This window comes from Agromyces cavernae, from assembly GCF_021044935.1.
Taxonomy (GTDB): domain Bacteria; phylum Actinomycetota; class Actinomycetes; order Actinomycetales; family Microbacteriaceae; genus Agromyces; species Agromyces cavernae.
In genome coordinates this window covers 337,471-359,225 of sequence record NZ_JAJNMP010000001.1, presented here as the reverse complement: position 1 = coordinate 359,225, position 21,755 = coordinate 337,471, and the positions used below count along the sequence as shown (strand labels likewise).

The 21,755-nt window shown below is 69.1% G+C and carries 22 protein-coding genes; 13 read left to right on the top strand and 9 right to left on the bottom strand.

The window, feature by feature from the left end:
- Window positions 1–21: 21 nt before the first annotated feature.
- The 5 genes from LQ757_RS01670 to LQ757_RS01650 all read right to left on the bottom strand — a co-directional run bounded on the left by LQ757_RS01670 (window position 22) and on the right by LQ757_RS01650 (window position 5,966).
- A complete protein-coding gene (locus LQ757_RS01670) occupies window positions 22–939 on the bottom strand; it encodes a sugar phosphate isomerase/epimerase family protein (protein ID WP_231045470.1) in 918 nt (305 codons plus the stop codon).
- The gene (gene iolD, locus LQ757_RS01665; RefSeq protein WP_231045469.1) at window positions 936–2,864 is read right to left on the bottom strand and encodes a 3D-(3,5/4)-trihydroxycyclohexane-1,2-dione acylhydrolase (decyclizing); all 1,929 of its coding nucleotides are present in this window, start codon (window positions 2,862–2,864) and stop codon (window positions 936–938) included. Before iolD ends, LQ757_RS01670 begins: the two co-directional genes overlap by 4 nt.
- Window positions 2,864–3,772 (bottom strand): 5-deoxy-glucuronate isomerase, encoded by a 909-nt coding sequence (gene iolB / locus LQ757_RS01660; protein WP_231045468.1) that lies wholly within the window; start codon window positions 3,770–3,772, stop codon window positions 2,864–2,866. The genes iolD and iolB overlap by 1 nt, the downstream gene beginning before the upstream one ends.
- A 119-nt stretch (window positions 3,773–3,891) precedes the next feature.
- Complete coding sequence (locus LQ757_RS01655; RefSeq protein ID WP_231045467.1) at window positions 3,892–5,220, bottom strand: 6-phospho-beta-glucosidase; 1,329 nt, start codon at window positions 5,218–5,220, stop codon at window positions 3,892–3,894.
- Window positions 5,217–5,966: a DeoR/GlpR family DNA-binding transcription regulator gene (locus LQ757_RS01650; RefSeq protein ID WP_231045466.1), complete on the bottom strand. Its 750-nt coding sequence runs from the start codon at window positions 5,964–5,966 to the stop codon at window positions 5,217–5,219. Before LQ757_RS01650 ends, LQ757_RS01655 begins: the two co-directional genes overlap by 4 nt.
- 117 nt (window positions 5,967–6,083) lie before the next feature.
- Here LQ757_RS01650 and LQ757_RS01645 point away from each other — a divergent pair, with 117 nt between their 5' ends.
- The 7 genes from LQ757_RS01645 to LQ757_RS01615 all read left to right on the top strand — a co-directional run bounded on the left by LQ757_RS01645 (window position 6,084) and on the right by LQ757_RS01615 (window position 15,097).
- Window positions 6,084–7,181 (top strand): carbohydrate kinase family protein, encoded by a 1,098-nt coding sequence (locus LQ757_RS01645; protein ID WP_231045465.1) that lies wholly within the window; start codon window positions 6,084–6,086, stop codon window positions 7,179–7,181.
- On the top strand, window positions 7,178–8,536 hold the full coding sequence (locus LQ757_RS01640) for an ABC transporter substrate-binding protein (protein WP_231045464.1): 1,359 nt from the start codon (window positions 7,178–7,180) through the stop codon (window positions 8,534–8,536). The genes LQ757_RS01645 and LQ757_RS01640 overlap by 4 nt, the downstream gene beginning before the upstream one ends.
- 10 nt (window positions 8,537–8,546) lie before the next feature.
- A complete protein-coding gene (locus tag LQ757_RS01635; protein ID WP_231045463.1) occupies window positions 8,547–9,434 on the top strand; it encodes a carbohydrate ABC transporter permease in 888 nt (295 codons plus the stop codon).
- Window positions 9,431–10,249, top strand: a complete 819-nt coding sequence (locus LQ757_RS01630; protein ID WP_231045462.1) for a carbohydrate ABC transporter permease — start codon at window positions 9,431–9,433, stop codon at window positions 10,247–10,249. Before LQ757_RS01635 ends, LQ757_RS01630 begins: the two co-directional genes overlap by 4 nt.
- Window positions 10,246–11,034 (top strand): glucosamine-6-phosphate deaminase, encoded by a 789-nt coding sequence (locus LQ757_RS01625; RefSeq protein ID WP_231045461.1) that lies wholly within the window; start codon window positions 10,246–10,248, stop codon window positions 11,032–11,034. The genes LQ757_RS01630 and LQ757_RS01625 overlap by 4 nt, the downstream gene beginning before the upstream one ends.
- Window positions 11,035–11,187: 153 nt before the next feature.
- Window positions 11,188–14,259 carry an NEW3 domain-containing protein gene (locus LQ757_RS01620; RefSeq protein WP_231045460.1) on the top strand — a complete coding sequence of 1,024 codons (3,072 nt, stop codon included), beginning with the start codon at window positions 11,188–11,190 and terminating at the stop codon, window positions 14,257–14,259.
- 610 nt (window positions 14,260–14,869) lie between these two features.
- Window positions 14,870–15,097 carry a hypothetical protein gene (locus LQ757_RS01615; protein ID WP_231045459.1) on the top strand — a complete coding sequence of 76 codons (228 nt, stop codon included), beginning with the start codon at window positions 14,870–14,872 and terminating at the stop codon, window positions 15,095–15,097.
- A 93-nt stretch (window positions 15,098–15,190) separates the two neighbouring features.
- Here LQ757_RS01615 and LQ757_RS01610 read toward each other — a convergent pair whose 3' ends face one another.
- Complete coding sequence (locus LQ757_RS01610) at window positions 15,191–15,739, bottom strand: TetR/AcrR family transcriptional regulator (RefSeq protein ID WP_231045458.1); 549 nt, start codon at window positions 15,737–15,739, stop codon at window positions 15,191–15,193.
- Between the two features lie 62 nt (window positions 15,740–15,801).
- Here LQ757_RS01610 and LQ757_RS01605 point away from each other — a divergent pair, with 62 nt between their 5' ends.
- From LQ757_RS01605 to LQ757_RS01580, 6 genes are all read left to right on the top strand, one after another.
- Window positions 15,802–16,728 (top strand): alpha/beta fold hydrolase, encoded by a 927-nt coding sequence (locus tag LQ757_RS01605; protein ID WP_231045457.1) that lies wholly within the window; start codon window positions 15,802–15,804, stop codon window positions 16,726–16,728.
- A gap of 126 nt (window positions 16,729–16,854) precedes the next feature.
- Window positions 16,855–17,277: a DUF1801 domain-containing protein gene (locus LQ757_RS01600; RefSeq protein ID WP_231045456.1), complete on the top strand. Its 423-nt coding sequence runs from the start codon at window positions 16,855–16,857 to the stop codon at window positions 17,275–17,277.
- 65 nt (window positions 17,278–17,342) lie between these two features.
- A complete protein-coding gene (locus LQ757_RS01595; RefSeq protein WP_231045455.1) occupies window positions 17,343–17,969 on the top strand; it encodes a GNAT family N-acetyltransferase in 627 nt (208 codons plus the stop codon).
- 233 nt (window positions 17,970–18,202) lie between these two features.
- A complete protein-coding gene (locus tag LQ757_RS01590) occupies window positions 18,203–18,607 on the top strand; it encodes a group I truncated hemoglobin (RefSeq protein ID WP_231045454.1) in 405 nt (134 codons plus the stop codon).
- A 4-nt stretch (window positions 18,608–18,611) separates the two neighbouring features.
- Window positions 18,612–19,796, top strand: coding sequence for a globin domain-containing protein (locus LQ757_RS01585; protein WP_231045453.1), 1,185 nt, complete (start codon window positions 18,612–18,614; stop codon window positions 19,794–19,796).
- Window positions 19,797–19,814: 18 nt separating this feature from the next.
- Complete coding sequence (locus tag LQ757_RS01580; RefSeq protein WP_231045452.1) at window positions 19,815–20,510, top strand: DivIVA domain-containing protein; 696 nt, start codon at window positions 19,815–19,817, stop codon at window positions 20,508–20,510.
- A 65-nt stretch (window positions 20,511–20,575) separates the two neighbouring features.
- Here the strand turns inward: LQ757_RS01580 and LQ757_RS01575 are convergent, their stop codons facing one another.
- The 3 genes from LQ757_RS01575 to LQ757_RS01565 all read right to left on the bottom strand — a co-directional run bounded on the left by LQ757_RS01575 (window position 20,576) and on the right by LQ757_RS01565 (window position 21,712).
- Window positions 20,576–20,893, bottom strand: a complete 318-nt coding sequence (locus tag LQ757_RS01575) for a putative antibiotic biosynthesis monooxygenase (protein WP_231045451.1) — start codon at window positions 20,891–20,893, stop codon at window positions 20,576–20,578.
- Between the two features lie 187 nt (window positions 20,894–21,080).
- Window positions 21,081–21,479 carry a PPOX class F420-dependent oxidoreductase gene (locus LQ757_RS01570; protein ID WP_231045450.1) on the bottom strand — a complete coding sequence of 133 codons (399 nt, stop codon included), beginning with the start codon at window positions 21,477–21,479 and terminating at the stop codon, window positions 21,081–21,083.
- 68 nt (window positions 21,480–21,547) lie between these two features.
- Window positions 21,548–21,712 (bottom strand): DUF8730 family Cys-rich protein, encoded by a 165-nt coding sequence (locus tag LQ757_RS01565; RefSeq protein WP_231045449.1) that lies wholly within the window; start codon window positions 21,710–21,712, stop codon window positions 21,548–21,550.
- Between the last annotated feature and the right edge of the window lie 43 nt (window positions 21,713–21,755).

Here is a 21,755-nt window from a genome sequence, read left to right as displayed (position 1 = left end):
GTTCCTCTGTTCCCTTCCGGCTCACGCCCAGCGGCGGAGCGCCTCGCGGTTGCGGCGCTGGTCATCCGCGCGCTCCGCCTCGAATGCGGCGAGGGAGACGTCGTCACCGTTGAGCACGTCCTGCTCGACGACGATCCAGCCGTCGTAGCCGTGCTCGTCGATGCCGGCCATCACTGCCGTCAGGTCGATGTCGCCCCTTCCGAATGACACGAACGAGCCCGACTGCCAGACCTCGCGCATCCCGCCGCCCGCGGCGAGCACCCGCCGGAGCTCGGCAAGATCGACGTCCTTCAGGTGCAGGTGGTTGATGCGCGCACCCCATCTGCGCACCGCTTCGACCGGGTCACCGCCGGCGATGAAGAGGTGCCCCGTGTCGAGGGTGAGGTCGATGTCGACATCGGCGAGGAAGCGATCGATCTCCTCCTGCGACTCCACGAACGTCCCGGCATGATGGTGGAACGTCGGCTCGAATCCGGCGGCGCGCACGATCTCGGCGGCGCGCCCCGCGTTGGCGACGAGCCGATCCCAACGGACGGCATCGAGCGGGTCGGCCTCAGCACCACGCCCGGGAGCCGCGCGACGAGCGGCCGAGCCGTCGTCGGCGAGCGTCGGCCGTGGCAGCCTGGTCGGCCCCGACTCCGCGGCCGAGGCGAATGCGCGCAGGGCCTCGTCGAGCGCAGGGAGCGACGCGGCGAACGCCTCGTCGTCGGAGAAGGGCAGCTGCACCCAGCCGCCGGCGAGCTCGAGCCCGAATCGCTCGAGCCGGCGGCGAAGCGCGGCGTCGCGGCCGAGGTAGCCGACGGGGCCGAGGTCCACGCCGCGGTATCCCGTCTCGGCGAGGATCGCGAGCAGGTCATCGGGCGCGACCGTCTCGGCGCCGTCGGGCGTCAGTTCGAAGACGCCGAAGCTCACGGGGGCCCCGGCCACCGTCGCCTTCATTGCGCGCCCTCCGTCCCGAGGAGCGGTCGCTGCGCCTGCCGGAGCCGTTCGTACTCCGCGCGGGCCCGCCGCGTCGATTCGAGCGTCGACACTTCGGGCACCGGGACATCCCACCATCCCTCGCCGTCGGGTGCGTAGATCAGGGGGTCGCTGTGCACCTGGATGAATGTGGCGCGGTCGGACTCCTTCGCGGCGACGACCGCGGCACGCAGCGCCTCGATCGACCCGCGCCCCGGCGCGATCTCGACGACGTCCATGCCGTAGCTGCGTGCGTTCATCGCCAGGTCGACGGGCAGGACCTCGTCGCCCTGGAAGTTCCGCGCCTCGGCGTCGTACTGGCGGTACTTCGTGCCGAACCGCTCCGACCCGACCGTCTCCGAGAGGTGGCCGATCGAAGCGAAGCCGTGGTTCTGGATGAGGATCACGATGACCTTGATCCCCTCGGCCACGGCCGTCAGGAGCTCGGAGTTCAGCATGAGATAGGAACCGTCGCCGACCATGACGATCACGTCGCGATCATCACCCGACGCCATGAGCCCGCGCTTGGCACCGAGCCCGCCCGCGATCTCGTACCCCATGCACGAGTACGCGTACTCGACGTGGTACCCGAGCGGGTCGCGCACGCGCCAGAGCTTGTGAAGGTCGCCCGGGAGCGATCCGGCGGCCTGCACGATGACGTCCTCCGGGGCGGTCGCCGACTGAACGGCGCCGATGATCTCAGGCTGGCCGGGCAGGTCGCGACCGGATGGCGCGAACGCCGCGTCGACCGCGGCATCCCATTCGGCCTTCTCACGCGCGATGCGCTCGGCGTAGGAGCCCTCGACTCGATGCCCGGCGAGTTCGCCGGCCAATGCGACCAGCGTTTCCCTCGCGTCCGCGAGCACCGGCAACTGCGTACCGTGCTTGTACGCGTCGAACGCTGCCACGTTGATGTTGGCGAACTGCACGCCCGGATCTCGGAACGCAGTGCGGGACGCGGTCGTGAAGTCGCTGTACCGCGTACCGATGCCGATGACGACGTCGGCCTCCGAGGCGAGCCTGTTGGCCGCGGTCGTTCCGGTCGCGCCGACCGCGCCGAGGTACAGCGGATGATCCCACACGAGTGAGCCGCCGCCCGCCTGAGTCGTACCGGCTGGGATGCCTGTGGCCTCGACGAGCGTCTTGAGCGCTTCCTCGGCCCCGGAGTAGATCACCCCGCCCCCGGCGACGATGAACGGTCGCTTCGCACGTCGGATCGCGGCGACCGCCCGCGCGAGAGCGCCGGGCTCGGGCAGCGGCCGACGGATGTGCCACTCGCGGTCCTGAAGGAACGCGACGGGCACGTCGAGCATCTCGGCCTGCACGTCCTCGGGGAGCGCGATCGTGACCGCGCCCGTCTCGGCCGGGTCGGTGAGCACGCGCATCGCGCCCAGCGCAATCGAGTAGAGCTGCTCGGGACGCTGCACCCGATCGAAGAACTTCGACAACGGCCGGAACGCGTCGTTCACCGTGAGCCCGATGTCCCACGGCTGCTCGAGCTGCTGAAGCACCGGATCTGCCACACGCGTGGCGAACGTGTCGCTCGGCAGCAGGAGGGCCGGCAGGCGATTGGTGGTGGCGAGCGCCGCCCCGGTGAGCATGTTCGTCGCGCCGGGCCCGACGGATGCCGTCGACGCGAACGTCCCGCGCCGCCGATGCATACGCGCATAGCCGACCGACTGGTGCACCATGGCCTGCTCGTTGCGCGCCTGGTGGTATGGCATGAGGTCGGGCTGGTCCACGTTCAACTGCTTGAGCGCCTGACCCACGCCTGCGACGTTCCCGTGACCGAAGATGCCGAACACGCCGGGGATCGTGCGTTCCCGGATCTCGCCGTCCACGGTCCACTGGTGCGCCAGGAACTCGATGAGCGCCTGGCTGACCGTCATCCTTCGCGTCGCCGCCATCAAAGCTGGCCTTCCTTCCCGTACGGCAGCCGCGGATCCACACGCTGCCCCTTCCAGGTGTCGCGCACCCACGCATGGGCCGGATCGTCGCTGATGAGCCACTCCCGCTCGGGGTCGGGCCCGGCCATCACGTTGAGGTAGTAGAGGTCGTAGCCAGGCGCGGCGACGGCTGGGCCGTGGTAGCCGTACGGCACGAGGGCGATATCGCCGCTGCGCACCATCGCGTCGATCTCGATCTCGCCGGCCGGCGACGAGTACGTGCTGAAGAGCCCGAACGCGCCCGCGGACGTTCCGCCGGTGCCGGCTCGATCCGGCTCGGCCTCGAAGTAGTAGATCTCCTCGAGCCGCGACTCGTGGCCCGGTATGTGCTCGTCGTGCTTGTGCGGCGGGTACGACGACCAGTTCCCGGCGGGCGTGATCACCTCGCACACGATCAGCCGTGCCGCGTCCAGCGCCCGCGGAGTGCCGAAGTTGTGCACCTGGCGGCTGGATGCCCCGACGCCCCGCTGTTCGACCGGCACCTCGGCCACCGGGATGTACCGGCTCGGCCGAACCTCGTCGGTCGGCGAGGTCGCGACGGCGACTCGACCGTTCCCCTCGAGCACGGCGGTCGCGGCCGATGAGAGGTACAGCACGTCAGTGGGCCCCTCGAACACCGAGGCACGGCCGTCGAGCCGCGTCGTGGCGTGCCGCCCGTCCTCAGTGTGCGAGACCGTGAACGAGCCGCGCAGCGGTACCACGATCCGCTCGACGCCGGTCCCGTCGAACGCGAGCGCCTCACCCGGCGTGAGCTCCGCCACGCGGATGCCGGTGTGCCGCCACCCCGGGGTCGTCCGATCGACGACGCTCTCCCATCCATCGCGGGCGAGCTCGCCACGTCGGTGGAACCAGCGCTCGTCGGTCGTCATGCCGTCGCCTTCATGTCACGTCGTCGGTCGATCGGATGCCGCGGAACGATGGCCTGCCGCGACATCCGCCCGGTCACTGGTTCTGCAGGAGCCGAGGCCGATGGCGGAACTCGAATCCTTCATCGCAGGAGAGCGCCGATCTCGGTGAAGGCTTCGCTGTAGCGATCGACGAGCGACCGGGCGACGCCCACCGAGTCGACGAGCGGGTGCGCGGCGAACGCCCGCCAGGCCTGCTCGCGCGAACGCTCGTGCACAGCGCCGATGATGAGCCGCTCGGCCGACTTCACCTGGGTGATCAGCCCGAGCATCTCACCCGTCACCGGCGCGATCGGCCACGGGTGCACGCCGTCGGCGTCGACGACGCAGCCCACTTCGACGACCGCGTCATCGGGCAGCTGCGGCACGAGGCGGTTGTTGCGCACGTTGAGGATCATCGTCGCCGAGCGGCCGCTCGCGAGGGCCGCCATGAGGTCGAGCGCGACCTGGTGGTAGCCGCCGCCGTCGATGTCGGACTCGTGGCGCTGCTCGTCGTCGCTCCGGCTCTCGGCCATGTAGCTCGACTCGCGTTCGTGGCGGGCCTGCATCCACGTCGCGAGCGGGTCGTCGCCCGGTGCCGCGTAGAACGTCGCCTGCTGGCGGTCGATGAACTCGCCCCTGGTCGATGCCGCCGAGCGGATGCGCGCGGTGGCCTCGCGCGTGAAGTAGTAGTAGTACAGGTACTCGTTCGGGAGGGCGCCGATCGCCCGGATCCAGTCGAAGCCCATAAGCCGGGCCTCCTCGATCGTCTCGAGCGAGGCATCTGATTCGATGAGGGGCTGCAGCAGCTCGTCGCCGCCGGCGGTGATCGAGCGCAACCACCCGAGGTGGTTCAGCCCGACATAGTCGAAGGCGATGCCGTCGGCCGAGTTGCCGGTCGCGGCGGCAGCTCGGCGCATCAGCCCGATCGGGGTGTCGCAGATGCCGACGACCCGGTCGCCGAGCACGCGCTGCATCGCCTCGGTGACGATGCCGGCGGGGTTCGTGAAGTTGATCACCCACGCCTCGGGCGCGACGTTGCGGATCGTCTCGGCGAGTAACGTCATGAACGGCACCGTGCGCAGGGCGTAGGCGAGCCCGCCGGGGCCGACCGTCTCCTGGCCGAGTACGCCGAGGTCGAGCGCGGTGCGCTCATCGAGGATGCGGCCATGTGTGCCGCCGATACGCACGGCGCTGAAGATGAAGTCGGCGCCCCGCAGCGCCTCCTCGAGGTCGGTCGTCGTCGTGATCACGGGCACGTGGCGGCGCTCGCGCGCGAGGCGCGACAGGATCGCCCCGATCGTTTCGAGGCGCGACGCGCTCACGTCGTAGAGGGCCAGCTCGTCGATGCGCACGGGCGCGTCGTCGGCGGCGACCGCCTCGAAGACCTGGGGCACCCGGAACCCGCCGCCGCCGATGATGGCGAGCTTCACGCGACCATCACCTCGACTCCCGCCTCGCGGAGCAGGTCGAGCGTGGAGGCATCCGCATCGGCGTTGGTGACGACGGCCGAGATCTGCTCAGGGCCGCACACGCTCAGCACCCCGACGCCGGGGAACTTCGACGCATCGGCGAGCACGACGGTGCGCTGGGATGACTCGATCATCGCCCGTTTGACCGGCACCTCCATGCCGGTGGTGTCGGAGATGGTGCCGTCGGCACGGATGCCGCTCGTGCCGAGGAAGCAGGTCGTCGCTCGGATCTGCGCGAGCGCCTGCTCGGTGAGCGTGCCGATCATCGAGTTGTAGTTCTTGCGCACGGCCCCGCCGAGCACGATGAGTTCCACGTCGTCGTCGTCGCGCAGCTCGTCGACGACCGCGAGGCTCGAGGTGATCACCGTGATGCGCCGGCCGCGCAGCTGCGCCGCGAGCAGCGCGGTCGTCGTGCCGATGTCGATGATGACGACGTCGCCCTCGGACACGAGCTCGGCCGCGCGCTCGGCGACCCGCGCCTTCTCGGGGGCGTGCTGGCGCTCGACGTCGGTGAACGGGATCTGGTCGGGCTCGATGCTGCCGCCGCCGCGCACACGCCGAAGCAGGCCCTCGGCGCTCAACGCGTTGAGGTCGCGGCGGATCGTCGAGAGCGAGACGCCGAACTGCTCGGCGAGCTCTTCGACGGTGACTTCGCCATCGGTGCGCAGGGAGTTCAGGATGTGCGCCTGTCGCGTTGCTGTGAGCATGTGCATCATACTATCAGTCAATTTCGCGCATGAATTGACGCAAGACCATTCATTCGAGAGTATGTTCAGTCAAAGCCGATCGACGATCGCGCACGCGGTCGCAACCAAGGAGGATGCGTGCCAGAACGGGCTGCCGACGACACCGTCGATGTGCTCCTCACCGGGCCGGTCTTCTTCGACCTGGTGTTCACCGATGTGAATGGAGCGCCCCGGCCGGGCACCGAGGTGCACGCCGAAGGGCTCGCATCGAGCCCCGGCGGCGTGGCCAACCTCGCAGTCGCGACCGCCCGCCTCGGCCTCAGCACCTCGCTCGCCGCGACGCTCGGCGACGATGTCTACGGACGCTGGTGCTGGGAGTTCCTCGCCGACCGGGAGGGCATCGACCTTTCCCGCTCACGCCTCGTTCCCGACTGGCCCACCCCGGTCACAGTCTCGATCGCCTCCGGCAGCGACCGCAGCATGGTCACCCGCGAGGCGCCCGCGCCGTTCATCGCCGGTGAGCTCGTCGGCGGGGCCGCCAGCGGACGCGCGACCTTCGTCGACCTCGGCGCGGCGCGCGGCGGTCGCGAAACCGACTCCTGGTGGCGGCTCGCAGCCAACGGCGGCACGAAGGTCTTCGCGGACATCGGCTGGGACTCGAGCGAGCGATGGGACCCGGCCGACCTCGCTCCGCTCGCCGACTGCTTCGCCTTCACTCCGAACGAGTCGGAGGCGATGGCGTACACCCGCACCGACTCCGCCGTCGACGCGGCCCGCGCCCTCGCCGAGAGGGTGCCGCTCGTCGTCGTCACCCGCGGCGAGCGCGGCGCCGTCGCCATCGACGCGGTGGGCGGCGACGAGGTCGTGGTGCCCGCGGTCCCGGCGAACGGCCGGGACGCCACGGGCGCCGGCGATGTCTTCGGCGCGGCCCTCGTGCTCGGCACCCTGCGCGACTGGCCCCTCGAACAGCGGCTGTCGTTCGCGGCACTCTGCGCGGCACTCGCGGTCGAGCATCCCGGCGGTGCGGTCGGCGCCCCCGGCTGGGGCGACGTCGCCGATTGGTGGGGTCGCGCGCGCGACGGCGACGACCGCGAGCTCGCGACGCGATTCGCCTTCCTGAACGACGCCTTCCCCGAGGCATCCGGGCGCCGCAGAGCGGAGCTCACCTTCCCCTTCGCCGACTACGGCACCACAGCGGCCCGGCGATCGATTCCCGAGAAGAGAGGTACATCATGAGACGGAACACCCGACTGACCGCGGTGGCGCTGACCGGCGCCGCCCTCGTCGTCGCCCTCACGAGCTGCGCACCCGGCACCGGCGCGAGCTCGGGCAACACCGACGACACGGGCGACATCAGCACCGACATCTCAGGCGTCGGCGACGTCACCCTCACGGTGTGGGACCAGGAGGTGCGCGGCGGCCAGAACGAGCAGATGGAGCAGCTCAACGCCGCGTTCATGGAGAAGTACCCGAACGTCACGATCGACCGCAACTCGCAGTCGTTCGACGACCTCGCCACGACGCTGCGGCTCGCCCTCACCGACGCCGACGCACCCGACGTCGTGCAGGCGAACAACGGCCGCAACACGATGGGGCAGTTCGTCGCGGCCGAGCAGCTGCGTCCGCTCGACGACTACGCCGAGGCGTACGGCTGGTTCGACCGATACTCGCCGTCGGTGCTGCAGTACTCGACGTACAGCGAGGACGCGAAGGTGTTCGGCGACGGCAACCTCTACGGCCTGCCGCAGGTCGGCGAGGTCGTCGGCGTCTTCTACTCGAAGTCCAAGCTCGAGGGCCTCGGCCTCGAGGTGCCGACCGACTGGACCGAGTTCGACGCGGCTCTGAAGGCCGCGAAGGCCGCAGGGGAGACCCCGATGCTGCTCGGCAACATCGAGAAGTGGCCCGGGCTGCACGTGTTCGGCCCGGTGCAGGGCAACGACGTCGACGCCGAAGTCATCACCGACCTCGGCCTCGGCAACTCGGGCCAGAGCTGGACGACGCCCGAGAACGTCGCGGCCGCCGAGAACCTGCAGGGCTGGATCGACGCCGGCTACTTCAACGACGGCGTGAACGGCACCGACTACGACGCGGCCTGGCAGTCGCTCGCGGCCGGCGACGGCGTGTTCCTCATCGGCGGGTCGTGGCTCGCCGCCGACCTCGCCGACGCCATGGGCGACGACGTCGGGTTCTTCATCCCGAACACCGGCGACGGCACGCCGGCGACCACGGGCGGCACGGGCCTGCCGTTCACGATCACCTCGGCCGCCGAGAACACCGATGTCGCGGCCGCGTACATCGACTTCATCACGAGCGATGAGGCGATGGACGTGCTCGCGGAGACCGGCAACCTGCCCGTCAACCGCACCGCCGAGCTCGCCCCGAGCGAGGGCGTGATGGCCGACGTGTTCACCGTGTTCGGCGACGTCACCGGCGACGGCAGCCTGCTGCCCTACCTCGACTACGCGACGCCGACGTTCGGCGACACGATGGGTCAGGCGCTGCAGGACCTGCTCGCCGGGCAGACGACGCCCGAGCAGTTCACCGAGACCCTCGAAGCCGACTACTCGGAGTTCGTCGCGAGCAATGGCTGACGGTACGACCATGATCGGGCGGAGCGCCACTCGGCGCTCCGCCCGATCGGCGTGGGTTCCCTGGGCCTACCTGGCGCCCGCTCTCGTGCTCTACGGGGCGTTCCTGCTCTTCCCGCTCGTCCGGGCGGCGCAGTTCTCGCTCTTCGAGTGGGACGGGCTCGGAGCCTCCACGTTCGTCGGACTCGACAATTACGTCGAGATCCTCTTCGACGAGCGGCTGCGCGAGGCGTTCTGGCACGCCCTCGTGCTCGTGTTCTTCTACGCGGTGCTGCCGCTCGTGATCGGCCTGCTGCTCGCCAACCTGCTCACCCGCGCCCAGGTGCGCGGGCTCGGGTTCTTCCGCAGCGTCATCTTCCTGCCGCAGGTCATCGCGATGGTCGTCGTCGCCGTCACCTGGCGGCAGATCTACGCACCCGACGGGCCGCTCAACGGATTCCTCCGCATGATCGGGCTCGGGGCGCTCGCGCGACCGTGGCTCGGGGACTACACGTTCACGCTGCCCGCGGTCGGCCTCATCGGCACCTGGGTGTGCACGGGTCTCGTGACCGTGCTGCTCATGGCAGGCATGAGCCGGGTGCCCCGCGAACTGTACGAGGCGGCGCGACTCGACGGCTCGGGACCCGTGCGTGAGTTCTTCGCGATCACGCTGCCGATGGTGCGCGGCGAGATCACGGTCGCACTCACCCTCACGATCGTCGCCGCACTCAAGACCTTCGACCTCGTCTACGTGACGACGAGCGGCGGGCCGGGCACGTCGACGACCGTGCCGAGCTACGAGATCTACCGTCGCGCGTTCGAGCTCGGCGAGGTCGGCGTCGCGACGGCAGTCGGCGTCGTGCTCACCCTCATCGTCTTCGCCATCAACGGCGTCGTGAACATGATCGGAGACCGCAAGTGAAGGTATCCCCGATCGAACGGGGCGCGAACTACGTCGTGCTCGTCGCGTTCGCGCTCATCGTGCTCGGGCCGATCGCCGTCATCGTCTCGCTCGCGTTCGGCCCGCAGAGCGCGTCGGCCGCCCGCGAGGGAGGGCTGTTCCACCCCGAGAACTTCCCCGAGGCGTGGGAGATCGGCCGGTTCGGCCAGTACATGCTGACCTCGGTGGTCGTCGCGGTGATCGTCGTCGTCGTGTCGGTGCTCGCGTCGATCCTCGCCGGGTACGCGCTCGGCACGATGCGGTTCCGCGGGGCGACGCTCATGTTCTACGTGTTCCTGCTCGGCATCATGGTGCCGACCGAGGCGTTCATCGTGCCGCTCTACTTCGACCTGCGGGTCGCCGGTCTCACGAACACCGTCTGGGGCGTCGCCGCGCCGCAGATCGCGATGTCGATCGCGTTCGGCACGTACTGGATGCGGACGTACTTCCGCACCTCGAGCCGGGCGCTCATCGACGCGGCCCGCCTCGACGGCGCCGGGTCGATGCGCATCCTGTGGCAGGTGCTCGTGCCGATCGGGCGCCCGGCGATCCTGACGCTCGTGCTGCTCACGTTCATGTGGACGTGGAACGAGTTCCTCATCCCGCTCGTGATGTCGCCCAACGGGTCGGTGCGCACCGCCCCGCTCGGGCTCGCGTTCTTCCAGGGGCAGTACACGCAGGGCACGGCGTTGCTCGCAGCCGGCGCCGTGATGGTCGCGCTGCCGATCGTGGTGCTCTACATATTCCTCCAGCGCCACTTCATCAAGGGCATGATCGAGGGCGCGGTGCGCGAATGATCGAGATCGCGGTGCTCCCGGATGCCGTAGCCGTCGGCGAACGTGCAGCGGACGTCTTCGATGACGCAGTGCAGTCGGGGGCCCGCACCCTCGGCTTGGCGACGGGGTCGTCGACCGACCCTCTTTACGCGGAGTTGGTGCGGCGTCACGGCGGGCGACACAACCAGTACCGCATGACGCGGCTGTTCCAGCTCGACGAGTACATCGGACTCCCGGTCGAGCACCCTGAACGTTACGCCGAGGTGATCCGCCGGAGCTTCGCCGAGCCGCTCGGCATACCATTCTCACGAGTTCATGCCCCCGACGCCGACGACGCAGATCCAGATCGCGCGGGTGCCGCATTCGAGCTTTCGATCGCAGATGCGGGCGGCATCGACCTGCAGTTGCTCGGCGTGGGTGCCAACGGGCACATCGCGTTCAACGAACCCGGCACGCCCTTTGAGAGCAGAACCCGAGCCGTCGAGCTCGCCGACCAGACTCGACGCGACAACGCTCGCTTCTTCGGCGGCGACCCCGACTCGGTGCCGCGTCGGGCGATGTCGCAGGGAATCTCGACCATCCTGCGCGCTCGACGGATTCTCCTCGTCGCGATCGGACGAGCGAAGGCGGACACGGTGGCGGCTGTCGCGAGGACGCCCCCGACACCTCTCGTCCCCGTATCGGCGCTGCATGACCATCCCGCGGTCACCATGCTGGTCGATCTCGAAGCTGCATCGGGAATCGACCCGGACAACGTGCTCGACACCGTTCGTGTCTCGGCACGGCCGGTCGCGGGGGGCGCGTGAGACGTCGGGCGGTTCATCCGATTCACGAGCAGGTATGTGCAGATTCATGCGCGTTATTGCGTGCACATGCTTGATTAACTGACCGAATCTGCCCTAACTTGAGCGGAGGATCGGGCGGCAGTTCGTCGTCCCGAGCGTCCAACGGAGGAACGCATGAAACGTCATCACGCAGTCCTGCTCACGTCGCTGCTCACTGTCGCCACTCTCATGGGGACGGGGAATGCGGTGGCCGCGACGATGGGCAACACTCAAGGTCCAGCTGGTCCGGCCGTTCAGCTCGAAGCCGGCGACCCCTCGGTCGCGACCGAAACCGATCGCGAGAAGATCGATGTCATGGGCATCTGGGCCCACCCCGATGACGACGCCGGCTTCACCACGCCCTGCGGCGTCTGGCACGATCGCTACGGCGTGCGCTGCGGAATCATCATGGCCACGCGCGGCGAGGGCGGATCGAACTCAGTCGGCCCCGAGGCCGGTCCCGACCTCGGACTGCGTCGCGAGAACGAGGACCGCACCTCGCACATCCGCTCGGGTACCGTCGACATCTTCAACCTCGACCGGGTCGACTTCTTCTACAACACCTCTGCGGCGCTGACCGCCGAAGTGTGGGATGCCGAGGAGACGCTGCGCCGCACTGTGCGGATCATCCGCGAGACCCAGCCCGAGATCCTCGTCGGCAGCACGCCGTCGCTCGCGGCCGGGCACGGCAACCACCAGTACGCACAGGGCCGCATGATCTGGGAGGCCGCCGCCGCAGCCGCCGATCCGAACATGTTCCCCGAGCAACTCACCGGCCTCGGCGCGGTCGAGACGTGGCAGGTCAAGAAGATCCTCGCCGGCGGGCAGACGACCGGCACGGGCGGCACGCTCGCGCCGAACTGCAACACGGGCTTCACTCCCGCGGCGACGAATCCGTTCACCGTTGTCGGCACATGGACCGGCTACGACTCGCCGTACGTCTGGGCCGACGGCAACCTCGCCGGCCAGGAGGCGGGTTCTGCCAAGACGTGGGCGCAGGTCGGCCGCGAGGGCGGACGGGCGCACCCGACGCAGGCGCGCACGATGCAGACCGCGCTCTTCGCGCCGAGCTGCCAGCGATACGGCGTCTCGGAGTCGATCGTGCCCATGCAGCCGAACAGCGCTGCTGCCTCGGCGAACGACGACGCGGTGCTGTACGGCGCCGTCATCGCCGATCCCGGCGGAATGCCCCTCGGCTCGGAATTCTCGCTCACGGCCGACGAGTACTACGAGGCCGCGGGCGAGCCGTTCGACGTCACCGTCGCGGCGCGATCCGGCGAGGGTGACCTCGATGGCGGCACCGTGAGCCTCACGGTGCCCGCCGGCTGGCAGGTCTCCGACCCCGTCGAGGTCGACGGCATCGGCGACGAGGATGCCGCTGAGGCGACCTTCACCGTCACGCCGGCTGCCGGCGCGGCCGTCGGGGTGTACAAGCTCGCCGCTTCGTTCGACGGCGGCGGGATCACTGCGTACAACGACACTCGCATCGCGCTCGTCGCACCGGTCGAAGGTCGCTTCGAGCGCTGGGGCAACATGGCCGAGTATGAGCAATGGACCCGCGACCACGACGCCTACGTGGGCGGCCGCTCGAATGCCGTCGCTCAGGTGGGCGCCGGTGAGACGGTGACCGTGCCGGTCGAGGTGACGAACCGCAGCGCAGGCACCGAGTCGGGCGACGTGACGCTCGCCGTGCCCGCCGGGTTCGTCGTCGATTCGGCGTCGAAGCCGTTCAGTGGACTCGCCGCCGGCGACACGGCGACGGTCGAGTTCGTGGTCACGCACACAGACCCGGCGGATGCCGGCAGCCGCACGGTGACTTTCACCGCGACGACGACCTCGGGCGCGGGTACGTCGATCGAGAACGAAACCGTCTATCTCGTGCCGACGGTCGTCATCCCCCAGCTCGCCTCGGCGCCGACTGTCGACGGCACGGCCGACGGCGTCTACGTCGGCCAACCGCTCGATGTCGGCACCCGATGGGAGGGCTCGGCCTGCGCCGCTGATGGCATCGATTGCGGCGACGGGAGCGTCGCCAAGCTCGGGTGGTACGACGATGCCCTCTACGCGCAGATCCGCGTGACCGACGACGTCGCGAGCGCTGCCGCAACGCCCGACCGGTGCTTCGGCCACTGGCTCGTCGACTCCGTCGAGCTGTTGCTCGACCCGCGTGGCGTCTCGGTCGACACGTCGACCACGTTCAAGCTCGGCATGTTCCCGTTTACCGATGACGCCGAAGGCACGAACGGCAACGGGGCCGACGGCCCCTGCTGGTCGCGTGACGCCGACAACCACCAGGGATTCTCGACGGGCCCGCTCGCCGAGACCGTCGAGGGCGGGCTCAACGCCGAAGGCGTCGAGGTCGCGGTCGAAGTCGCTCGGCAGGCCGACGGCAGCTACGCCGGCGGCGCCTACGACCTCGAGGTGAAGGTGCCGCTCGCGGCGCTGCCCGCGGCGGTCGGTCCGACAAGCGCCGCCCCGAAGGGCGACGCGTCGCTGAACGACGTCGACCCGGCGTATCTCGGGCTCAACGTCACGCCGTACGACTCCGACACGCAGGACTTCATCGGGCAGACCCGCACCGCGTGGTCGGCCTTCGGAAGCCAGCAGTCCGAGCCGTACCGCTGGGGCCACGCCTATCTCGACGGATACGTCCCGCCGGCCGACCGGTCGACCGAGGTGTCGGCGCCGATCATCCCCGACACCGCCCTGCAAGGTGTGCAGTCGCCGCAGACGGTCGCGCAGTCGGCAACCCGCGGTGGCACCATCTCGGGGGTGCAGCCGAGTGAGGCGTTGAGCGTCACCGATGTGAAGATCCAGCAGAAGAACGTTCGGATCTCGTACCGCTCGGAGGAGGCCGGCACTCTGCGCGTCTTCCTCTGGAAGGGCGACACGACGTTCATCCCCGTATGGACCTCGAGTTGCGCCGGCGACGTTTATGGGTTCGAGGCCTGCTCACCGGCGGACGGCGCCGCTCCGCCGTGGGCACCCGACATGAGCGGCCGCCTGCTGGGGTCGTTCGAGCACGAAGTCGCTGCGGGCAAGGGTACTTTGGCGGTACCGATCGATGCGAACGTCCGTTCCGCTCTTGCCGATGATGCGAGGATCCTCATCTCGTACGCGGAGGAACAGCCGAGCGTTGTGGCGTCGGGTGACGGTGTCAATGCGTGGAGCTTCCCGATCGAATCGCGCGTGCCCGGCAGGGACTGAGTCTCAGTCGAAGCGTTGGGGTGCGGGCGGGTCATGACTCGCCCGCACTTCAGCGCGAAGCGCAAGCTCCGGACCGCCGTCAAGTCGGGTGCCCTCGAGGATCGAGGGGATCCTGCGTCTCCCGCGCCGGCTTACGTGAATCGAGGGGGTCGAGCGACCGCTGTAGGTCGTCGAGATCGATGATCGCGGTGTCGTCGTATCGTCCTGACGGTGGGATGTCGCGGACTCGAGACTCGATATCGAGTCCGTGCCAGGTCTCGGACACGGGTTCAGGATCCGGTTCAGGTTCAGGTTCCTGTTCGGAACCGCTCGACTCACGCGTCGGTTCATCAGCCCGATCGGGCGACTGGTCCATCGTGTCGCTCCTCCTGTCCACCCGGAATGCTCCGGTATCCAGTACTCCCGACGATACGCCGAGCCGAGGAAGCGTGGAAGGCGATCGACCATGCGTTCGACTCAGTTGCGCGGTCGATGCCGCTTCGTTCTCCGGTGTCGAATCGGGCCAGTACGCGATCGTTCCCTTCCGTCCCGGACCATGCCCCGTTCGACGCGCCGTCTGAGCTCTCGTCAACCCCTGTGCGGCGCGCGGCAGGCGACGTAGCGTGACTGTATGAGCGACACAAGCAACGACATCCCAGGCGCCAACACGAATCCCGACGACGATCGCACGAGTCCGGGCAGCGAAACCGAGACGGCTGCGAAGCAGGCCGACCCGATGCCCGACCGCGTCGCTGCGGATGTCGACGAGTCCGGCGTGCGCGCCGTGCCGGGCACGGGTGGACCGGACGACGCCGGCGATGTCGATGTCGACCCCGACGAGCTGAACCTGCGTTCCTGACCGTGTTTCAGGAGTCATGCGCTCGACTGAGGCGCGTGAGTCCACGATTCCCCTGCACCCGCGTCGTAACTCGCTCCGGGCTGCTCACCCTGGCTACTGCACCAGCGCCCGGACGGCGCGCTCGATGGGCGGGCGGAGATCGAGCATCGGGTCGATCGTGAGGCGGTGGAACACGAGTCCGTCGCTGAGCGCCATGAGCGCCCGCGCCGACGGCACGGGCTCGGGAACGCCGGCGGCGGTGACGAGCTGCTCAGCGAGGCGCTCGAACTCGCGCCGCTGTCGTCGGTGCAGCTCGCCGAGCTCGGGATCGTCGGCGAGTTCGAGGAAGAGGGCGTAGCGAGCCCGGGTACGCGCGGCGTGCAAGCCGGTCTGCATCTCGAGCAGCGCGGTGAGTCCCACGATGAGCGCTTCGGCATCGGTGGGCATCGGCATGAGCGCCGGGTCGAGCTCGGCCCGTTCGCTCACCGCGATCCATTCGACGATGCCGGCGAGGAGCGACCGGCGGGTACGGAACCAATTCGAGGTAGAGCCGGCGGGAAGCCCGGCTCGCGCGTCGACGCGCGCGTGGCTGAGCGCCCGGATGCCCTCGGTGCCGAGCAACTCGACGGCCGCCTCGAGCGCACGTTCCCTGGTCGCCGCCATGGACACACCCTTTCACGAGGAGTACTATAAACATAGTAGAGCGACATGACGAGGGGGTCATCATGGACACGCCAGAACTCCGGTCCCGCCCCGACGACGCGAGGCCACACGTCGCGAGCGCGGCCACGTGGACGCCGCCACTGCCCGAGGCACCCGGCTTCGCTCATCAGGTCGTCGAGACGCCCGGGCTGCGCACGCACGTGGCGACGATCGGCGACGGTGAACCCGTCGTGCTGCTGCACGGCTTTCCCCAGCACTGGTGGCAGTGGCATCAGGTCGCACCCCGCATCGCCGAGCACGGCTACCGCGTGATCTGCCCCGACCTGCGCGGTGCCGGCTGGACCGCAGCCGACGAACCCGGCATCGAGCGCGAAACCCGACTGCACGACCTGCTCGCCATCCTCGACGCGCTCCACGTCGAACGAGCACACGTCGTCAGCCACGACATGGGGGCGATCACGGCGCTGCAACTCTCGTACACGCACCCCGAACGCGTCGGGCGAGCGGTGCAGCTCTCGATTCCGCCAGGATTCATGTCGTTCAGCCCCAGACTCCTCCCCGCGTTCCGGCACATGCCGAAGCTCATCTGGCATCGTCCAGGCGACCCGCTCCGAGGCGTATGGTCCGATCCGTACTGCGCGAAGGTCACGCCCGAAGCGACCATCGACGCCCACCTCGCGCCCATGCAACGTCCCGAGATCGACGAAGCGATTCGCCCGCTCTATCGCGGCATGGTCATTCCCGAGGCGATGCGACTCGCCCGGGGCGAGTACAAGCGGATGCACTTGACCATCCCGACACTCGTCGCCTTCGGCCGGCACGACACGAGGTTCAACGAGCCGCTCGTGCGTCGCCTCTGCGAGAACCCCGACCGGTACGCCGATCGAATGGAAATCGTCTTCGTCGAGAACGCGGGCAAACTTCTCCCAGACGACGCACCCGACACGGTCGCCGAACTGGCGCTCGGCTGGATCCGGCGAACCGACTGAATCCAGCCCGCAGTGCGTCGTCTCGAGGCCGCCGGTCCGAGATCGGACTGGCAGCGGCATCCGCCTCGCCTCGCACCGCTGCCCCGCAGTACGCTGGGTTCCCCAGCACGATCGCGAGGTGAATCCATGGCAACGAAGCAGCCCGCGATGTCACCGTCCGACCTTCCGGTCGAGGTGGTGCTCGACCGCGCCACAGGCCGTCGGCGTGCCGAGGCCGATGAGCTGCTCGCGATGTTCGGCGAGATCAGCGGTGAGCAGCCGGCCGTGTGGGCGGGCCGCATCATCGGGTTCGGCGAGGTCGAGTACCGCTATGAGAGCGGGCATGGTGGCCGAGAACCCCGGCTCGCCTTCGCGCCGGGGCCGACCCAGCACACGATCTACCTCCCCGAGCACTTCTCGGAGCGCTGGCCCGATCTCATGGCCGAGCTCGGCAAGCACCGTGCGAGCAAGGTCTGCCTTTACCTCACGCGGCTGACCGATGTCGATCGCAGCGTGCTACGCAGGCTGCTGGAGCGCTCGCTCGCCGAGACGCGGACGCAGGAGCGCTGAGCGCCGGCGCGCGCCGGTCGGTATGGTCGACCCGTACGGGTGCATGACGAGCGGAGCGGTCGGGAATGGTCGAGACGATGGTCGTGGTCGAGCGGGGCGACGAGCTCGGGGAGCACTACCGGCGCCGCATCACCGAGGTCTACGTGCGCAGCTTCGCGGAGGACTTCGTCGCGTTCTCGCGCGACACCGACAGGTTGGCCGACGCGTTCGAGCACATGCTGCTGCTCGAGCGGTTCTACGTCGCGCTCGTCGACGGGGAACCGGCCGGTCTCGCTTCGCTCACCGAGGGCGACCAGACGCTGTTCGCGCCGCGATGGCGCGAGATCCGGCGTCATCTCGGGCTGGTGCGCGGGCTGCTCGCCTATGTGGTGATCCGGCGCTGGTTCATGCGCCCCTCCGAGGGCGCCCGGGCAGGGCTGGCCGAGATCGGGTTCGTCGCCACGGAGCCGGCCTATCAGGGTCGCGGCGTCGCCACCGCCTTGCTGCGTCGTCTGCTGGCGCTGCCGGAGTACCGCGAGTACGTGCTCGAGGACATCAAGGACACCAACGAACCCGCCCTCGGCCTCTATGCCAAGCTCGGCTTCACGGTGTACAAGCGTCGCACGGTCCGCTTCGCCCGACGCGCCGGATTCACCGAGCTCGTGTCGATGAAACTCGTGCAGGACTCCGCGTCGCAGCCAGCCGCCGGGTGATCACCCGGAGCCGTCTGACTGCGCCCACCCGATGCCACCGAATCACGCGAAACGCGCAGCGTAGCGAGTCAGCGTGAACCCCGCAAGACCGTGGGTCGACCGTGCGGTGTCAGTTCGTCGCGCCGGCAGAAGACCACGGAGCAGGTCGGGTCGGATTCATTACTCCTGTGCGGTCCGTGTCTGCTAAGAAGGGTAAGTCCGTGCCCTGCCCTGCCAGTGATTGGATCGACCCGATGAACCCCAGCCGTGACGAGCAGCCCGACTCCCAAGCCCGCAGTGACTACGAGGCCGTCGGAGGCGGACCGGCGATCGCCGCAGTCGTCGACCTGTTCTACCAGCTCGTGCTCGACGACGACCGCCTCCGCGGGTATTTCGACGGGGTCGAGATGGTTCGGCTCAAGCGTCACCAGGTGGCGCTGATCTCGCAGGTCATGGGCGGGCCCGTCGCCTACGCGGGGCGCGACCTGCGCGCCGCCCACGAAGGCATGGCCATCTCACGGGAGGACTTCGGCGCAGTGGCCGACCACCTGGTGACCGCGCTGACCGAGGCCGGGGTCGAGCCCGCCATCATCGACCGCGTGGTGACCGTGATCGCCGGCACGGAGCCCGACATCGTCGAGGCCCACCCGGCGGCGTGACGCAGTGGACACCGCCGCGCTGAAGGAGACGTGGGCGCTGGCCGGGAGCCTCGGCGACGAGGTGCCTCAGTTCTTCTACTCGCACCTGTTCCTGGCTCATCCCGAGCTGCGGAGCATGTTCCCCGTCTCGATGGCGACACAGCGCGACCGGCTCGTGGGTGCCCTCGGCCGAATCGTGTCCAGGGTCGACCAGCTCGATGAGGTCACCGCGTTCATCGAGCAGCTCGGCCGCGACCACCGGCGCTTCGAGGTCATCGCGGAGCACTACAACGCCGTCGGCGCCTCCCTGCTCGCCACGCTGAAGCACTTTCTGGGTGAGCGGTGGACCGAAGACGTCGCAGCGGACTGGGCTGAGGCCTATGGGGTCATCGCCACGGTCATGGTGAAGGCAGCCGAAGAGGCTGAAGTGACGAGCCCGGCCTCGTGGGCGGGCCACGTGATCGCGGTGGAGCGGCGGGGCATGGACCTCTCCGTCATCCAAATCCGACCCGAGTCGCACTTCCCCTTCGTGCCGGGCCAGTCGGTGGCGGTGGAAGTGCCGTCCCGGCCGCGGCTGTGGCGCTATCTCAGCCCGGCCAACGCACCACGTGCCGACGGAACCCTCGAGTTCCACGTCCAGATCGTCGCCGGTGGCCAGGTCAGCAGCTCCATGGTTCGCTCCCTCGAGGTCGGTGATACCGTGCGCCTCGGCGCGCCGGTGGGTCAGGAGCTGACCTTGGACGAGAGCGAACGCCGGCGCGACCTGATCATGGTCGCCGGCGGCACCGGCCTCGCTCCGCTCCGGGCCCACCTCGAGCGGTTCGACCGGGACTGGCAGTCGAGCGGGCAGGCTCCGCAGATCCATCTGTTCCACGGGGCTCGGTTGCCGTGGAACCTCTACGAGAATCGGCTGCTCCGCAACCTCTCCGGCCGGCCCTGGTTCACCTACACACCGGTGGTCTCCGACGACCCCAGCTACCCCGGCCGGAAGGGCCTGGTCGGGGACGCCGCGGCCGAGGGCGGGTCGCTGCATGGGCGTCTCGCGCTCGTGTGCGGATCTCCGCGGATGGTGCGGCACACCGTTTCCCGTCTCCGCGCCCGAGGGATCGCGCACGACGACGTCCGCTTCGAGCAGTTCGCGACCACCGACGAGGACCGTCATGACCTGCACGACCACGCCCATGACCTGCAGCCGTCTCGGCTGCCGTAAAGCGAAAGGGGACCACGGATGACGCAGAACGGGACCGACCCCGACAGCCTTGCCGCCTCGCCCGACACCTCGCCCGAGGAAGCCCTGGCCGTCGCCGTGAGCCACCTGCCGGACGCCCACCCTGTGGACTTCACCATGAAGATCCGGGGCGGCGCATACGACCGACTCGAAGTCGACAAGTTCATGGGCGGCCTCGCGGAGGCGATCACCGAGGTCCAGGCAGCCGCGACCATCGCCGAACAGGAGCTCGCTGCACTGCGGGCCGAGAACGCCGAGCTCCGCGCGTCCGACCCAGGGTCCGAAGAGGAGATCACGGCCGGAGCGGTCGGGCTGCTCACCCAGGCCCAACTGATCGCCGACAAGGCGGTCGCTGACGCCGAGCAGTACGCCCGCGACCTGGTGGTCACCGCCCGCAACCAGTACCGGGAGATCCTCGAGCGCGCCGAGATCAGCGCCAACCAGGCGACCGCGACGACCGTTGCGGAGCACGGTCACTCCGTCCCCGAGATCGAGTACGTGCGCACCTACGCCCAGGTCGCACAGATCCAGTTGCGCTCGGTCCTCGATGCACTCACCGAGCAGGTCGACCGCCTCGGCGGCCTGCCCCAGGCCGCACCCGAACCCGTCGCTCAGCCCGACTCCGACGATGGCCCGACGGGCGAACCCGACTGGGACCCCTCGACCTCGAGGTCGCCAGACGCCCAGCCGCGCTGACCGTCGCCCGGTCCGACGTTCGACCGGATGGGTTCAGCGGTGGATGTTGCTCCTCGACATTCCCGCTACGACTTGTGCCTGCCCTGCCGAGCCACTCGGCGCCGTTCGATCGCGGCGTACCACCGGAACATCAGCGGCATGAGCCAGTACGCGGCGATCGGAACGACGATGAGCGTCAGGACGAACGCCCTCAGCACGGGATGCCACTCCACGATCAGCGGGCCGAGCACCACGCTGACGATCGCGACGAGCGGGAAGATCGTGAGCCACACGATGAGCGCGGTGATGTGGATGTTCGGCCTCGGCGGCGTCGGCGGCTCCGGAAGCGCCGACGACTCGGAGTTCGGCACGGGCGAGGTGTGCTCGGGAGGTGTCGCTGTCATGTGTTCGGCTCCGCGATCGGGGGCGAGGCCACGGGCCGTGACGCATGAATGCGCCCGACCAGTCTCCATTGTCCACCCGGGTCGCGCGGTTCGCTAGGACCTTGTTTTGCCCGTCGTTCGGTTCCTTCCCGGAGTTGCGACCACCGGGTGACTCCGGCCGCTGCGAGGGAACGAAGGCGAGCCTCGGCTAGTTGCCGGCCACCTTGTCGACCGACATGATGAGCACGACGCGGTCGGCCTTGTCGGCCGGTGCCTCGGTCTCGGGGTCGCCGTAGCGGCGACCGAGGCGTACGTAGAAGTCGCCGTGGGGGTCGGCCACCGTGTCGACCAGGCGACCGCGCACTTCGACGTACTTGAACGGCGTCTCGGGGTGCAGCGCCGAGAGGGTCATGGTCGGGTTCTGCTGCAGGTTGCGGTACTTCGCACGTTTCGTGGTGTGGGTGAAGCGGATCACCTGCTCGTCGGGGTCGTACTCGAACCACATCGGATTGAGCTGCACCTCGTCGTCGGGTCGAACGGTGGCGAGGTGGCCGTAGACGGGGGCGCTGAGGATGGTGGCGAAGTGTTCGGGGATCTCGACGGTCATGGTTCCAGTCAATCAGGCGATCGGGCCGGCTGGTCGACGTGCTCTCGTCGCGGGAGTGCCGAGCAGGGTCATCCGCGCCCGAAGAGGCGTGCGAACAGGCCGGTCGACGGCTCGTCCTCATGGCCGGCGCAACGCTGGTTGCGCGGCACGCCGCGCATGACCTCGTCGACGTGCTGGCCGCAACCGGCCCAGGTGGTCTTGCCGCATTTCCGGCAGGCGACGGGTCGGCACATGGGGGCTCCTTCGATCGGGGTGGGGTTCGGAAGAGGCGTTCGG

Excerpts from the sequence above, each read along its gene's own strand:
- iolB (WP_231045468.1), bottom strand. The coding sequence starts at position 3,772 with ATGACGACCGACGAGCGCTGGTTCCACCGACGTGGCGAGCTCGCCCGC.
- LQ757_RS01610 (WP_231045458.1), bottom strand. The coding sequence starts at position 15,739 with ATGGCGGCGACCAGGGAACGTGCGCTCGAGGCGGCCGTCGAGTTGCTC.
- LQ757_RS01670 (WP_231045470.1), bottom strand. The coding sequence starts at position 939 with ATGAAGGCGACGGTGGCCGGGGCCCCCGTGAGCTTCGGCGTCTTCGAA.
- LQ757_RS01575 (WP_231045451.1), bottom strand. The coding sequence starts at position 20,893 with ATGACAGCGACACCTCCCGAGCACACCTCGCCCGTGCCGAACTCCGAG.
- LQ757_RS01620 (WP_231045460.1), top strand. The coding sequence starts at position 11,188 with ATGAAACGTCATCACGCAGTCCTGCTCACGTCGCTGCTCACTGTCGCC.
- LQ757_RS01595 (WP_231045455.1), top strand. The coding sequence starts at position 17,343 with ATGGTCGAGACGATGGTCGTGGTCGAGCGGGGCGACGAGCTCGGGGAG.
- LQ757_RS01565 (WP_231045449.1), bottom strand. The coding sequence starts at position 21,712 with ATGTGCCGACCCGTCGCCTGCCGGAAATGCGGCAAGACCACCTGGGCC.
- LQ757_RS01625 (WP_231045461.1), top strand. The coding sequence starts at position 10,246 with ATGATCGAGATCGCGGTGCTCCCGGATGCCGTAGCCGTCGGCGAACGT.
- LQ757_RS01605 (WP_231045457.1), top strand. The coding sequence starts at position 15,802 with ATGGACACGCCAGAACTCCGGTCCCGCCCCGACGACGCGAGGCCACAC.
- iolD (WP_231045469.1), bottom strand. The coding sequence starts at position 2,864 with ATGGCGGCGACGCGAAGGATGACGGTCAGCCAGGCGCTCATCGAGTTC.
- LQ757_RS01635 (WP_231045463.1), top strand. The coding sequence starts at position 8,547 with ATGATCGGGCGGAGCGCCACTCGGCGCTCCGCCCGATCGGCGTGGGTT.
- LQ757_RS01615 (WP_231045459.1), top strand. The coding sequence starts at position 14,870 with ATGAGCGACACAAGCAACGACATCCCAGGCGCCAACACGAATCCCGAC.
- LQ757_RS01650 (WP_231045466.1), bottom strand. The coding sequence starts at position 5,966 with ATGCTCACAGCAACGCGACAGGCGCACATCCTGAACTCCCTGCGCACC.
- LQ757_RS01570 (WP_231045450.1), bottom strand. The coding sequence starts at position 21,479 with ATGACCGTCGAGATCCCCGAACACTTCGCCACCATCCTCAGCGCCCCC.
- LQ757_RS01640 (WP_231045464.1), top strand. The coding sequence starts at position 7,178 with ATGAGACGGAACACCCGACTGACCGCGGTGGCGCTGACCGGCGCCGCC.
- LQ757_RS01580 (WP_231045452.1), top strand. The coding sequence starts at position 19,815 with ATGACGCAGAACGGGACCGACCCCGACAGCCTTGCCGCCTCGCCCGAC.
- LQ757_RS01600 (WP_231045456.1), top strand. The coding sequence starts at position 16,855 with ATGGCAACGAAGCAGCCCGCGATGTCACCGTCCGACCTTCCGGTCGAG.
- LQ757_RS01590 (WP_231045454.1), top strand. The coding sequence starts at position 18,203 with ATGAACCCCAGCCGTGACGAGCAGCCCGACTCCCAAGCCCGCAGTGAC.